Genomic DNA, 14,618 nt, shown 5'->3' on the forward strand with positions numbered 1-14,618 from the left:
GTGAAGTTCGACCTCTCGACCTTCGCGGTCCGCCGCTGGCAGTTCACGCTGGTGGCCTTTGGCCTGCTGGTGATGCTGGGCTTCAACGCCTTCACCAGCATTCCGCGCTCGGAAGATCCGCACTTCCCGATCCCGATCGTCATCGTCCGCGCGGTGCTGCCCGGCGCCGAGCCCTCGGAGATGGAGCAACTGGTCGTCGATCCGATCGAGGACGCGGTCGATGGTCTCGACAACATCGAAAAGGTCGAGTCGGTCAGCCTGGACGGCGCGGCCGTCGTCTCGGTGCACTTCACCTGGGACGTCGATCCTGAGCGCAAATACGACCAGGTCGTGCGCGAGGTGAACGCGATCCGGGGCAATCTGCCTGCGGGTCTGGCCCGCCTCGACATCCAGCGCGCCCGCACCACCGAGGTGTCGGTCGTGCAGGTGGCCTTGACCAGCGAGACCCTGCCGATGCGGCGCCTGGAAAAGGTCGCCGACCGTCTACGCGAACGGCTGGACCGCGTGCCCGGCGTGCGCGAGGCCCAATACTGGGGCGCGCCGCCGTCGGACGTGCAGGTCACGCTGGATTTGGCCCGGCTGTCGGCCCTGAAACTGCCCGCCACCGCCGTGACCGACGCCCTGCGCGCGGCCGGCGCGGAAGCGCCGATTGGCGCGGTTCAAGCCGGAGAGCGGCGCTTCAACGTCAAGTCCGGCGGCGCTTTCCGCGACCTGAAGACCATTGGCGACACGCCGGTGCGCTCGATCGGCGGCAAGGTGGTGCGCGTCTCCGACGTGGCCACCATCGGCTGGGCTCAGCAGGAGCCGACCCATGTCACCCGTTTCAACGGCAAGCGGGCCGTCTTCGTCACCGTCAAGCAGAAGGACGGCCAGGACGTCGCCAAGATCACCCAGGAGGTGCGCAAGGTCCTCGACGAGTACGAGCGCGCCCTGCCCGCCGGGGTGAAGCTGGAGCGCGCCTTCTTCCAGGCCGAGAACGTCAAGCATCGCCTGCAGAACCTGTTCCGCGACTTTGGCATCGCGCTCGTCTTGGTTCTGATCACCCTGCTGCCGCTGGGCCCCCGCGCCGGCGTGGTGGTGATGGTGTCGATCCCGCTCAGCCTGCTGATCGGCCTGTCGCTGCTGCAGGCGTTCGGCTTCACCCTGAACCAGTTGTCGATCGCCGGGTTCGTGCTGTCCCTGGGCCTGCTGGTCGACGACAGTATCGTCATCACCGAGAACATCGCCCGGCGTATCCGCGAGGGCGAGGAACGCACCGAGGCGGCCGTCAACGGCGCGCGCCAGATCGGTCTGGCGGTTGTGGGCTGCACAGCGACCCTGATGCTGGCCTTCCTGCCGCTGATGGCCCTGCCCGCCGGCTCGGGCGCCTATATCAAGTCGCTGCCGGTGACGGTGCTGTGCACGGTGGGCGCTTCGCTGCTGGTGTCGCTGACCATCATTCCGTTCCTGGCCAGCCGGATCCTCGACAAGCATTCCGATCCCGAGGGCAACGCTCTGCTCAGGGCGGTGAACGGCGGCATCCAACGCTTCTACCGCCCCGTCCTGCACGCCTCGCTGGCCCGCCCCTGGCTGGCCCTGGCCCTGATGCTGGCCCTGTGCGCCACCACCGTGCCGCTGGTGAAGGTGATCGGCAGCTCGCTGTTCCCGCCGGCCGAGACGCCCCAGTTCCTGATCCGCATCGAGACCCCGGACGGCGCCTCCTTGGCCCGCACCGACCAGGCGCTGCGCTTCGTCGACGCGCGTCTGGCCAAGGAGCCCGATATCCTCTGGCGCGCCAGCAATCTGGGCCGAGGCAATCCGCAGATCTTCTACAACAAGAGCCAGCGTGAGAGCTCCAACAGCTTCGCCGAGGTCTATGCCAGCCTTGAAGCCTGGAAGCCCGGCAAGAGCGAAAAGGTGCTGGACGCCCTGCGCGCCGACTTCGCCAAGTACCCCGGCGCGCGGATCACCGTGGTGGCCTTCGAAAACGGCCCGCCGATCGACGCGCCGATCGCCATCCGCATCACCGGCCAGAACCTCGACGTGCTCAAGGCCTTGGCCGCGCGGACCGAGGCGGTGCTGAAGGACACGCCCGGCGCACGCGACGTCAGCAATCCGATGCGCCTGGACCGCACGGACCTTGACCTGGGCGTCGACGAGGCCAAGGCCGCCGCCCTGGGCGTGCCGGCCGGCGCGGCCCGCCGCGTCACCCGCCTGGCGCTGTCGGGCGAAGAGGCCGCGCGCTTCCGCGATCCGGACGGCGACGACTACGCCGTGCGGGTGCGCCTGCCCACCGCGCAAGTGGACGGGGCGACGCGCAATCCGCTGTCGGCCCTGAACGGCGTCTATGTGCCCACCGCCGAGGGCGAGGCCGCGCCGCTGGGCGCGATCGCCACCCCAACCCTGCGCTCCAGCCCCGCCCGCATCGACCGCTTCGACCGCGAGCGGACGGTGACGGTGACCAGCTATGTCGCGACCGGCTACCTGACGGCCAAGGTCACCCAGGACGTCGTTCAGCGCCTGGAGAAAGAGGTCCCCATGCCGCCGGGCTATGGCCTGTCGCTGGGCGGCCAGGCCGAGGCCGCATCGGAAAGCTTCGCCGGGTTGGGCGCGGCGGTGCTGGTGGCGGTGTTCGGCATCCTGGCCGTGCTGGTCCTGGAGTTCCAGAAGTTCAAGACCGCCCTGGTGGTCGCCGGCATCATCCCGTTCGGCGTGTTCGGCGCGGTGCTGGCCCTGGCCCTGACCGGCAACTCGCTGTCGTTCACCGCGACGATCGGCGTGATCGCGCTCATCGGCATTGAGATCAAGAACTCGATCCTGCTGGTCGATTTCACCGAGCAGCTGCGGCGCGAGGGCATGAACCTGCACGACGCCATCGAAAAGGCCGGCGAGGTCCGCTTCCTGCCGGTGCTGCTGACCAGCGTCACGGCCATCGGCGGCCTGTTGCCCCTGGCCCTGGAACGCTCGGGCCTCTACTCGCCACTGGCCATCGCGATCATCGGCGGCCTGATCACCAGCACCCTGCTGAGCCGCGTGGCGACGCCGGTGATGTACTGGCTGACGGCGCGCGGGAAGGCGGAGGCGGTCTAGCGAAAATCCTCCCCCTAGCGGGGGAGGTGTCGGCTCGAAGAGACGACGGAGGGGGAAGAGGCAAGGTCAGCAGAACTTCCCCCTCCGGCCTTCGGCCACCTCCCCCGCTAGGGGGAGGATTTGGGCTGCCCCCTTGCCTATTATACGATCGTACAGCAACACTCTCCTCATCCTCGGGGAGAGCACATCATGGCGGTCACCCAGACCCGCGACGCGGTCATCATCGGCGGAGGCCATAACGGCCTCGTCTGCGCCTTCTACCTGGCCAAGGCGGGCTTGAAGGTCACGGTCTGCGAGGCGCGGGGCGTGGTCGGCGGCGCGGCGGTGACCGAAGAGTTCCACCCCGGCTTCCGCAACTCGGTAGCTAGCTACACGGTCAGCCTCTTAAACCCGCGCGTGATCGCCGACATGGGCCTGCGGGAGCTGGGCCTGACCTTTCTGGAACGGCCGATCTCGAACTTCCTGCCGATCAGCGACGACAAATACATCAAGCTGGGCGGGGGCCTGGAGCGCACCCAGGAGGAGTTCCGCAAGTACAGCCGCCGCGACGCCGAGGTGCTGCCGGCCTACTATGCGATGCTGGACGAGATCGGCGACATCCTGCGCGACCTGGCCCAGGAAACTCCGCCGAACCTGGGCGATGGCCTGCCCGGCCTGCTGCGGGCCCTGCGCCAGGGCGGGCGGCTGGCCTTCCTGTCGCGTCAGCGCAAGCGCGACCTGCTGGACCTGTTCACCAAGAGCGCCCGCGACGTGCTGGACGGCTGGTTCGAGAGCGAGCCGGTCAAGGCCGCCTTCGGCTTCGACGCCGTGGTCGGCAACTTCGCCAGTCCCGACACGCCGGGGTCGGCCTATGTGCTGCTGCACCACACCTTCGGCGAGGTGAACGGCAAGAAGGGCGCCTGGGGCCACGCGGTCGGCGGCATGGGCGCGATCACTCAAGCGATGGCCAAGGCCTGCGAGGCGGCCGGAGTCGAGATTCTGCTCGACGCGCCCGTCGAGGCCGTCCATGTCGACGGCGGCAAGGCGGCCGGCGTGCAGCTGGTCGACGGCCGCCAGATCATGGCCCCGATCGTCAGCGCCAACGTCAATCCGGCCCTGCTCTACAAGAAGCTGGTGCCGCCCTCGGCCCTGACGCCCGACTTCCGCAAGGCGGTCGACGGCTACAAGAACGGCTCGGGCACCTTCCGGATGAACGTGGCGCTGTCGGAGCTGCCCAGCTTCACCTGCCTGCCCGGCAAGGAGACCGCCGAGCACCACCAGTCGGGCATCGTGATCGCCCCCAGCCTCGACTACATGGACGCGGCCTATCGCGACGCCAAGGGTCTGGGGATCAGCAAGGCCCCGATCGTCGAGATGCTGATCCCGTCCAGCCTGGACACCAGTCTCGCCCCGCCCGGCCAGCACGTGGCGAGCCTGTTCTGCCAGCAGTTCGCGCCGGAGCTGCCCGATGGTCGGTCCTGGGACGACGCCCGCGAGGCCGCCGCCGACCTGATCATCGACACGGTCGATCAATGGGCCCCAGGCTTCAAGGCCTCGGTGCTGGGGCGGATGATCCTGTCGCCGCTGGACCTGGAGCGGAAGTTCGGCCTGATCGGCGGCGATATCATGCACGGCCACATGTCGCTGGATCAGCTGTGGGCCACGCGGCCGCTGCTGGGTCACGCCAGCCACCGCGCGCCGATCGCCGGCCTCTATATGTGCGGGGCGGGCACGCATCCGGGCGGCGGCGTCTCGGGCAATCCGGGGCGGAACGCGGCGCGGGAGATCCTGCGGGACAAGGACTTCGCCACGGCGGTGAAGCTGTCGGTGGTGGGGCGGTGATCATGCGGCAAGCTCAGCAGCGCCCCCACCTGACCTCACTCCGCGAGGTCGTCCGCCCCCAAAGGGGGCAGAAGGCAACCTTCTTCCCCCTCCGGGGGAGGAGCGCGAAGCGCGGAGGGGGCAAGTGACCGCCCTCCCCAACCACGACCCCCTCTCCGACTGGGGCCTGCCCGGCTGGATCTACACCAACGAGCGGTTCTTCAAGGAAGAGCAGGACAAGGTCTTCCGACCGTCCTGGCAGATCGTCTGCCATCTGAACGATATCCCCAAGGCCGGCGACTTCCACACCTTCGACTTCATCGGCGAGAGCCTGGTGGTGGTGCGTAGCAAGGACGGCGGGGTGCGGGCCTTCGCCAATGTGTGCCGCCACCGCGGCGCGCGGCTGCTGGACGGCCCGGTCGGGCGCTGCGGTGGGCGGATCGTCTGCCCCTATCACGCCTGGACCTATGACCTGGAAGGCCGGCTGATCGGCGTGCCGATGCGCGACGACTATCCCGCCCTCGACATGGCCAAGGAGGGCCTGGCGACGATCGAAGTCGAGGTCTGGCGCGGCTTCGTCTTCGTCCGGCTGGAGGGCGACGGCCCGTCGGTCGCGACCATGATGGCCCCCTACGAAGACGAGGTGGCCCACTACCGCTTCGAAGAGCTGCAGCCGTTCGGCCGCGTGACGCTGCGCCCGCGCGCGGTGAACTGGAAGAACATCAGCGACAACTATTCCGACGGCCTGCATATCCCCGTCGCCCATCCGGGCCTGACCCGGCTGTTTGGCAAGGGCTATGGCGTGGAGGCCGAGGCCTTTGTCGACAAGATGTGGGGCCAACTGATCGACGAGCCGTCCGAGAGCCCGTCCGAGCGCCTCTATCAGGACATCCTGCCCGACGTTGCGCACCTGCCAGGCGACCGCAAGCGGCTGTGGACCTATTTCAAGCTGTGGCCGAACTTCGCCTTCGACATCTATCCGGACCAGGTGGACTTCATGCAGTTCATCCCGATCTCGGCCGAGCAGACGATGATCCGCGAAATCGCCTACGCCCTGCCCGATGAGCGGCGCGAGATGAAGGCGGCGCGGTATCTGAACTGGCGCATCAACCGGCAGGTCAACGCCGAGGACACCGAGCTGGTGGCTCGCGTCCAGCAGGGCATGGCCTCGCGCACCTTCACCGCCGGGCCGCTGGCGACCAGCGAGGTCAGTTTGCGCAGCTTCGGCCGCAAGATGCGGGCCCTGATCCCGGAAAGCCGGCTGCCGAGGCCGCCGGAGGGTTGGTGAGTTCATCACCTCGGCAAGTTCACCGTGTCATCCCGGCCTTAGCGCAGCGGAGAGCCGGGACCCAGGGGGTGAGGAACCTCCGAGGAAGCCGCCCCTGGGTCCCGGATAGCGCTTCGCGCTTCCGGGATGACACGGCTTGTTTGGCAAGGCGCTCACCGCCATGACCCGCGCCGCCTTCACCCGCGAGGCGCCCGATGTCCGTCGCCAGGCGCTGGTCGCCGCCGCTGAGGCGGTGCTGGCGCGTGAGGGCGTGGGCGGGACCAGCGTACGCGCCATCTGCGCCGAGGCTGGGGTCTCGCCGGGCCTGCTGCGGCACTATTTCGAGGGCGTCGATGATCTGATCGCGGCGGCCTATGAGGCGGTGTCGCAGCGGATCGACGGCGCGCTGGACGCGGCTCTGGCGGCGGCGGGGGATGATCCCCGCGCGCGGCTGCTGGCCTATCTGGGCGCCAGCTTCGCCCCGCCGGTGCTGGACGAGCGGCTGCTGGCGGCCTGGGTCGGCTTCTGGTCGCTGGTCAGGACCAAGCCGCGCATGGCCGCGATCCATGCCGCTTCGTACGCGGACTTCCGTGCGCGGCTGGAGGTCTTGCTGGCCAAGGCCGGCGCGCGCGACACGCGCCTGGCGGCCATAGCCCTGACGGCGAGCGTGGACGGGCTGTGGCTGGAACTCTGCCTGGATCCAGCGACCTTCAGTCCGGACGAGGCGCGCGCGATCGTGACCCGCGCGCTCGACGGCTGGCTCTAGGCTACGGCGGCCTGGTTCGCCGCGCGATTACGGCCCCACGAGGGCGTGCGTGCCTCGGCTTCGAAGATATGGACTTCCGCCTTGCGGCCTTGCACCCGCATGTGGCGGGCCAGCAGCTGCGCCAGGGACTCGGCCTCGTGCTGCGACGAATACGAGCCGATCAGGTCGGCCGAGTCGTTCCAGGTCACATGCCACACCCCGGCGACGGGACGGACGTAATAGTGGTTCTCGGTCATGACGACCTCCTTGGACCAACTCAGCGTGTACTTACACACGCGGACATGACAGTTGTTTCGCTATCGCACAACGAAATAGCGTTGCGATGCACAATGCATGAGCCGCGCCAGAGCCCGCCTTAGTCGTCCCTGACCACCGCCCCGCCCTTCATGACCTTGGCGACCTTGGTCAAGGCCGAGACGTCGGCGAGCGGATCGCCGGCCACCGCGATCAGGTCGGCGTAGCAGCCCGAAGCGTTGCAGCCGACCTGACCTGTCTTGCCCATCAGCTCGGCCGCGACCGTGGTCGCCGACTGGATCGCCTGCATCGGCGTCATGCCGTACTTGACCATGTAGGGCATCTGGCGAGCGTTCCAGCCGTGCGGATAGACGCCGGCGTCGGTGCCGTAGGCGATCTTGACCCCCGCCTTCACCGCCTTGCGGAAGCCCTCGCGCTGGGCGTCGGTGGTCTCGCGGTTCTTGCGGATCATGTCCGCCGGCCAGCCGTGCTCGCGGCCATAGGTGTCGATGAAGTCGCCGTTGTAGATGTCGGCCACCAGGACCGCGCCCTTGGCCTTCATCAGGGCGATCCCCTCGTCGTCGATCAGCGAGCCGTGCTCGATCGACCGGACCCCGGCGCGGACGGCGATCTTGATCCCCTCGGCGCCATGGGCGTGGGCGGTGACATAGGTTCCGCGCTTGGCGGCCTCTTCGACGGCGGCGCGGATTTCCTCTTCCGACAGCTCCAGCTGGCCCGGCTCTGTGCCCTCGGTCAGCACCGCGCCGGTGGCGATCAGCTTGATGAAGTCGGCCCCGCCCACCAGCAGGGCGCGGACTTTTCTGTGGACGTCGGCGGCGTCCTCGACCACGCCGCGTCGCATCTCGGCCGGGATCGCCACGTCGGGCGCGACGCCGGTGATCTCCCCGCCCCCGCCCGGCGCGGTGACATAGGCGCCGGCCACCGACATGCGGGGCCCGGGCACGAGCCCTTCGTTGATGGCGTCGCGCAGAGCCGCGTCGCCCAGCGCCCGCCAGGTTCCGACGTCACGGACGCTGGTGAAGCCGGCCATCAGGGTCGCGCGCGCATGACCCGCGCCGATATAGGCCTGCTGGGCGGCCGAGCGCAGCAGCGGCAGGGCGATGTTCTCGCTCTGCTCGTCGTCGACGATGTGGGTGTGCATGTCGATCAGGCCCGGCAGGACGGTCAGGCCCGACCAGTCGATGACCTTGGCGTCCTTGGGGCCGTCCTTGGGCGCGCCCTTCCACGGCCCGACCGAAACGATGCGCTCGCCCTCGATGCGGAGGAGCTGGTCGGTCAGCACCTTGCCGGCCTGGGGATCGATCAGCTTGCCGGCGCGGACGTAGGAGACCTGCGCCGAGGCGACGGCCGGTAGCAGCGCTGCGAGGGCGGCGACGCAAAGGGAACGGGCGATCATCGGGCGGCTCTCCGCATCAGCCAGTAGACCGGCGCGCCGACAGCCAGCAGCACCAAACCCCAGAAGGTGACCGACCATCCCGCGCCGTAGAAGGTCCAGATCGAATAGATCGCGCCAAGGCCAGCCACGACGCCCAGCGCCTTGGAGCGGACCATGCGTCCCTGCCTCTGCAGGCGCAGCACCGCCAGCGAACAGAAGAGGTAGGCGAACAGGGTCGCGGTCGTCGACAGCAGGGCCATGAAGGTGAAGGCGTCGGCCATCGACTTGGCGTAGTTCATCAGCACCAGGACCGTCACCAGGACGCTGGAGGCCAGATGCGCGCGCACCGGCGTGCCGTTGGCGGAGGTCTTGGCGAACCAGGCGGGAAAGACGCCCTCGCGCGCCATGGCGGCGGGCAGCTCGCCCTGGATCAGCGACCAGCCGTTGAGAGCGCCCAGGGCGCTGATCGCGGCGAAGCCCGCCAGCGCCAGCCGGAAATCCCCGCCCCCGTGATAGGTCACGAAGTCGACGAACGGCGCGTTGGAGCCCTGCAGCACGGCGCTCGGCGTCAGCAGCAGGACGCCCGACGAGACGACCAGATAGACAAGCCCGGCGAAGGCCGTGCCAGCCAGAGTGGCGCGCGGGATCGTGCGGGCGGGATCCTTGACCTTGTCGGCCGGGATGGTCGCGGTCTCCACCCCCAGCAGCGCCCACAGGGTCAACGCCGCCGCCGCAGTGATCGAACCACCCGACAGCAGCGAAGGCTCGAAGGGCGTCACGGCGGCCGGCCCCTTCCGCAACAGGACGCTGAGCGCCAGGCCGGCGACCGCCACCAGCGGGACCAGTTTCAACACCGTCGTCACCATCTGGGTCCATCCCGCCGACCGGGCGCCCGCGCAGTTGATCGCGGTCGCGGCCCAGACCACCGCCACGGTCAAGAGCGCGGGAAGTGCGGGGACCTTGGCGACGCCGGGCAGAAAGACGCTGAGATAGCTGACCGCCGCAATGGCGATGGCCGCATTGGCGACCCAGACCGAGATCCAATAGGACCAGGCCACCAGAAAGCCCGGCGCCCTGCCGAACGCTTCCTCGGTATAGGCGAAGGGGCCGCCCGCGCGGGGGAAGGCCCCCGCCAGCTTGGCGAAGACATAGGCCAGGCACAGCGACCCGCCGATGGTCAGCACCCAGGCGATGACGGCGTTCCAGCCATACGGCGCCAGAGAGGCGGGCAGCATGAAGACGCCCGAGCCGATCATGTTGCCGACCACCAAGGCCGCGCACATCCACACGCCAAGCGGCTTGGACTTGAGGGACGTCATCCCGATCCGGCCTCCCCGGAAAACAAAAGGGGCGGCCCGATGGACCGCCCCCGATACGCTACCCACAAATCGCTAGAACGCCTTGCCCAGCTTGACCCCGATGGTCCGGGGCTGGTTGGGCGCGATGTAGTACTGAGCCCCGCAGACGCTGATGGCGCATTGGGCGTTGCGGTCCAGACTGGCGCGCTTGTCGAAGACGTTCTTCATGTAGAAGCCGATCGACAGACCATCCTTGTCCATGCCGCCGGACAGATCGAAGGTCTGCCAACCCTTCTGCTGGCCAAGCGTCGAACGGTCCGAGAGGCGCAGGTCGGTCCAGGTGCTGGACTGGCCTACGACCGAGCCTTGGACATAGCTGTCCCACTCACCAAAGCTGAAGTCGTAGCGCGCGGTCAGGTTGGCCTTGAACTTCGGCGTGACGGGCAGCGACGTGCCGTCCGGCGCCTGCGGCGATGCGCAGGTGGTGACCGGATTGCCGGCCGCGTCGGTGAACCCGCAGTAGTTCGCCGTCAACTGGGCGTCGGTATAGGCAGCGCCCGCATTGATCGTCAGCCCCTGGACCGGAACCCAGGTGATGTCGCTTTCGATCCCCTTGATGCGAGCCTGGTTGGCGTTCTTGATCTCGGTCAGGCCGTTGGCCCCCAGGATCGAGAACTGGAAGTTCTGCCAGTCCTCCATGAAGACCGCGCCGTTCCAGCGGAAGCTGTTGTTCAGCCAGGTCGTCTTCCAGCCGGCCTCGTAGTTCTTCAGATAGTCGGCGCGGTACGGCGCCAGGGTCGAACGGCGGTTGATGCCGCCCGGCCGGAAGCCCTTCGAATAGGTGGCGTAGACCAGCCGATCATCGTCGAGCTTGTAGGTCAGGGTGACCTTCGGCGAGTTGCCGCTTTCCTTGACGCCCTTGTCCAGGTTCGTACAGGGCGAGCCTGGAACCACAGCGGCCTTGAAACAGGCCCGCTCGCCGGTTGAACCATAGCCGGTGCCGTAGCCGTAGAAGCCGACCAGGGTGTTATGCGCCTTGAAGAAGCGGATGCCGGTTGTGAGCATCAGCTTGTCGGTGATGTCGTACTCGGCCTGACCGAACACGGCCTTGTCGCGGTCGACGCGCTGCTGCTTGGTCAGCCAGATCGTGCCGGTATAGCCCGGCACCGAGATGCTGCTGCCGATGTCGGGGATCCGGTAGTTCTGGAAGATGTCGTGCGTCTGCTTCTGGTAGAAGCCGCCCACCACGAACCGCAGCTTCTGATCCTGCGGCGAGGCGATGCGGATTTCGTGGCTTTCCTTCTTGTAGTCGTCCTGGCCCTGGATGAACTGGGAAGGATTGACCAGGTTGCCGGCGTTGTCGGTCCAGTAGAAGCCGTAGCCGACCTGATCATAGAAGAACGAGTAGTCGGTGTAGTCGGAGTTGGTCTCCGTCTTCCGCTTCAGGTACGAGCCGGCATAGGTGACATCGAGATTGGCCACCTGGCCCTCGATGGTCATGGCCGCCTGGTACCACTTGTCCTTGGCGCTCTCCGGATAGAAGCGCTTGACCTTCAGGTCGCCGAGCTTGGGGTCGTAGGAGAACGAACCGTTCGACTTCTGGACCTGGCCCATCACCTGGGGCGTCACCACCCAGTTGTCGTCCAGCTCGACCCGCAGGGCGGCGCGACCGCCTTGGGTGTAGACGGAGTTATAGTCCTCGCGCACCCGGGCCCGATTGTTGATCGTGAAGTCATTGGCCGGGTTGGTGTCCCCGCGCGTATAGGTGCGCGTGCCCGCCACGTTGTCGATATAGCCGCCGTCACGGACGTCCCAGCCGACCAGACGCACGGCGATCTTGTCCGACAGCGGCACGTTGACGAAGCCTTCCAGCGCGTGGCCGGAGTCGCCATGGGCGACCTTGTTCAGCTCCACATCCACGCCCGCGGAGAAGCCGGCCGTCGAAGGCTTGTTGGTGATGATCCGCAGGGTGCCCGCCTGCGAGCTGGCGCCGTAGAGCGTGCCTTGCGGACCCGCCAGCGCCTCGACCCGGGCGACATCGTAGACGTGGATGTCCAGAGCGCCCTGGATGGTGGTGACCGGCTGTTCGTCCAGATAGACGCCCACGCTGGGCAGCGAGCCCGAGTGGTTGCCATCGCCGCCGCTGGCCACGCCGCGCATATAGACCTGGCCGAAACCCGGACCCGAGCTCGTGAACGAGACGCTGGGCAGGTACTGCACATAGTCGGCGAAGGCGCTGATCTGCAGCTGATCCAGCTTTTCGCCGCCCAGCGCCTGGATGCTGACAGGAACGTCCTGCAGATTCTCGCTACGCTTCTGGGCGGTGACGACCACCTCCTCGAGCGCGGTGTTCTGGCCCGACTGGGCCTGGGCGTAGGCTACGCCCGACAACATGGTGCTGGCCAACAATGCGGCGGAGTAGACCCCCGCCTTTTTGAAACGAACCGATCCCGACGACATACAGTCGCTCCCCTTGCGGCTTTGAAGGAACGATGTTCGACCCGTGCCTAACCGATGGGCAAGATTGAATTTTCGGTTTGTCGTCAATTCCTGTGAGTGTTGCAGAAATGGCGAGGTGTTGGGCAGGTGGTCAAATAACAGGCGCTTGCGGGTAAGAGTCGAGCACAGGTCCCAATGCCTGCTTGAGTGGCGCTAAATGCGATTCGAATTTCTGCCAGTGCTCAACCGCATCCTTGAAAATGGGGCGACGGACCTGTTCTGAACTGGCGGTTCGGACGGCGCGATCGTTCTCATGCGGCGACAGGCAGGCCGCCTCGAACGGCAGGCCGCAATGATCCAGCAGGGCGCGAATCTCCGCCTCCGGATCATCGATCATCCGCTCGTAGATCACGCGATGCACCCGGCCCGGCAGCACCGTGTCGAAGTGGGCCATCAGGTCGACATAGTCGGCGTAGTAGCGGCCGATGTCGGTCAGGTCGTAGCTGAACGCCTGACCCCGGGCGAAGTGCTGCTTGAAGCCGGAAAAGCAGCACCCCAGCGGATGTCGGCGCGCGTCGATGATCCTGGCGTTGGGCAGGATCAGGTGGATCAGCCCCGCGTGCGCGAAGTTGTTGGGCATCTTGTCGATGAAGAACGGCTTGTCGGTCTTGCGCTGGATGCGGGTGCGCTCGATGAACTCCTCGCCCAGCGCCTTGAGGTCGTCGGGCGACAGCTCAGCAAGGCTTTCCGGATAGGTCGACTCGGCGCGCTTGGCGGTCTTGCCGCCCAGACGACGGGCCATGACGATCAGGTCGGGCAGCTCCATCGTGCCTTCGACCAGCGAGTGGCTGGCCAGGATCTGCTCGACCAGGGTCGAGCCCGAACGCGGCAGGCCCACGACAAAGATCGGATCGGGCGCCTGACACCCCTGCCCCGCCCGCGCCGCGATGAAGGCGGGTGAGAACACCGCCTTGGTCCGGAGCGTGTCGGCGGTGTTCTCGTCGGGGTCGTAGTCCAGCTGTTCGCGTCGGATGGCCGCGCCGGCGGCGTAGTGCTGGAACGACCCGTCCCAGTCCTGGGCGTCTTCCTGCGCCTTGCCCAGCGCATAGTGCAGATGCAGCCGATCGTCTTCCGACAGTCCCTCGGCCTCAAGCGCCTGACTCATGGCGGCCAGATCTTCCGGCGTGAACCTGACGGTCTTGAGGTTAGCGAGACTCCACCAGACCTCGCCCAGGGTCGGCGCCAGATCCAGGGCCTTGCGATAGGCCGCGACGCCGTCGGCCTGGCGCCCCACGGTCTTGAGCGCGTGGCCGTAGCTCATCCAGCCCTTGGGCTGGTTGGGATAGTCGGCCAGCACCTGGTCATAGACGGCGATGGCGCGATCATACTCGCCCAGCCGCGCCAGGATCGCCGCATAGAGGTTGGCGTAGCCCGGATGGCGGGCGTCCTTGGCCACCAACTGCTCGATCTGCGCCAGCGCTTCGAGGTTCTTGTTCTGGCGATAGAGCATGGTCGCCAGGTTGTGCCGAGCCGCAGCGAAGTTCGGGGCCAGCTCGATGCAGCGGGTCAGCAGCGCCTCGGCCTCGGCGTAGCGGCCCAGCCGTGCGCCGGTCTCGGCCAGCATGCGGATCGCCGCCACGTCGCCGGCGTCAGCCTTCAAGCGATCCCGCAGGAGGCGTTCGGCCTCGCCCAAACGATCCTCCGCAAGCGCCGTCGCCGCCTCGACCAGCAGCGGGTCGCGGGTGGAGGCGCGAAGCTGCCGGGCCAGAGCGCGTTCGGCGCCCTGGCGATCGCCCAGAAGCTCCAGGCTTTCCGACAGGCCTCGCCAGGCTTCGGACAGGCGCGGCTCCAGGGCGCTGGCGCGGTCGAAGGCGCGGGCGGCCTCGGCGGTGCGCCCCAGACGCTCCAGGCAAAGGGCCAGCTCGAGTTGCGCCAGGGGCAGGTTGGGCAGGGCCTTGGCCAGCGGCGCGACGTTGGCGAGCCCGCCCTCGGCGTCCCCGGATAGTCGCAGGGCTGCAGCCAGCACCCGGGTGGTATCGGCGTGACGCGGCACGACCTCGAGGATCGCCCGCGCCTGCTCGGCCGCCATCAAGGGATCGGTCTCCAGCAGCCGCTCGGCGTGCGCGAAGGCCTCAGCGAGACTGGCGGCGGGCTGGGCGGTCGTCGTGGTCATGGCATCAGGAGAGCGGGGTCCGGGTGGGGGTGTCAATCACGGCTTCGCCAAATCCTCTCCCTGGTGGGGGAGGTGTCGGCTCGCAGAGACGACGGAAGGGGAAGAGGCAAGATCTGCAAGCACTTCCCCCTCCGGTCGCTTCGCGACCCCCTCCCCCTGGCGGGGGAGGATTGAAC

General features: G+C 67.7%; 9 protein-coding genes and 1 pseudogene. 5 read left to right on the top strand and 5 right to left on the bottom strand.

Annotated features, from left to right (window positions below; genetic code table 11):
* From CA606_RS16300 to CA606_RS16315, 5 genes and pseudogenes are all read left to right on the top strand, one after another.
* Nucleotides 1–3,069, top strand: a complete 3,069-nt coding sequence (locus tag CA606_RS16300) for an efflux RND transporter permease subunit (protein ID WP_096053585.1) — start codon at nucleotides 1–3, stop codon at nucleotides 3,067–3,069.
* Between the two features lie 189 nt (nucleotides 3,070–3,258).
* Nucleotides 3,259–4,890: a phytoene desaturase family protein gene (locus CA606_RS16305; RefSeq protein WP_096053584.1), complete on the top strand. Its 1,632-nt coding sequence runs from the start codon at nucleotides 3,259–3,261 to the stop codon at nucleotides 4,888–4,890.
* Nucleotides 4,891–4,934: 44 nt separating this feature from the next.
* Nucleotides 4,935–5,011, top strand: a pseudogene (locus CA606_RS20710) (hypothetical protein); the annotation flags it as partial.
* 3 nt (nucleotides 5,012–5,014) lie between these two features.
* Complete coding sequence (locus tag CA606_RS16310; protein WP_096053583.1) at nucleotides 5,015–6,157, top strand: aromatic ring-hydroxylating oxygenase subunit alpha; 1,143 nt, start codon at nucleotides 5,015–5,017, stop codon at nucleotides 6,155–6,157.
* A 136-nt stretch (nucleotides 6,158–6,293) separates the two neighbouring features.
* The gene (locus tag CA606_RS16315; RefSeq protein ID WP_096053582.1) at nucleotides 6,294–6,902 is read left to right on the top strand and encodes a TetR/AcrR family transcriptional regulator; all 609 of its coding nucleotides are present in this window, start codon (nucleotides 6,294–6,296) and stop codon (nucleotides 6,900–6,902) included.
* Here CA606_RS16315 and CA606_RS16320 read toward each other — a convergent pair.
* From CA606_RS16320 to CA606_RS16340, 5 genes are all read right to left on the bottom strand, one after another.
* Entirely contained in the window at nucleotides 6,899–7,138 is a 240-nt protein-coding gene (locus CA606_RS16320; RefSeq protein ID WP_096053581.1) for a hypothetical protein, read from the bottom strand. The two genes, CA606_RS16315 and CA606_RS16320, sit on opposite strands and share 4 nt — an antisense overlap.
* 119 nt (nucleotides 7,139–7,257) lie before the next feature.
* Complete coding sequence (locus CA606_RS16325) at nucleotides 7,258–8,553, bottom strand: metal-dependent hydrolase family protein (protein WP_096053580.1); 1,296 nt, start codon at nucleotides 8,551–8,553, stop codon at nucleotides 7,258–7,260.
* The gene (locus tag CA606_RS16330; protein WP_096053579.1) at nucleotides 8,550–9,851 is read right to left on the bottom strand and encodes an APC family permease; all 1,302 of its coding nucleotides are present in this window, start codon (nucleotides 9,849–9,851) and stop codon (nucleotides 8,550–8,552) included. The genes CA606_RS16325 and CA606_RS16330 overlap by 4 nt, the downstream gene beginning before the upstream one ends.
* Before the next feature lie 72 nt (nucleotides 9,852–9,923).
* Nucleotides 9,924–12,290, bottom strand: coding sequence for a TonB-dependent receptor (locus CA606_RS16335; RefSeq protein WP_096053578.1), 2,367 nt, complete (start codon nucleotides 12,288–12,290; stop codon nucleotides 9,924–9,926).
* A 130-nt stretch (nucleotides 12,291–12,420) separates the two neighbouring features.
* Complete coding sequence (locus CA606_RS16340; RefSeq protein ID WP_096053577.1) at nucleotides 12,421–14,442, bottom strand: tetratricopeptide repeat-containing sulfotransferase family protein; 2,022 nt, start codon at nucleotides 14,440–14,442, stop codon at nucleotides 12,421–12,423.
* Between the last annotated feature and the right edge of the window lie 176 nt (nucleotides 14,443–14,618).

The organism is Caulobacter vibrioides (genome assembly GCF_002310375.3).
Classification (GTDB): domain Bacteria; phylum Pseudomonadota; class Alphaproteobacteria; order Caulobacterales; family Caulobacteraceae; genus Caulobacter; species Caulobacter vibrioides_D.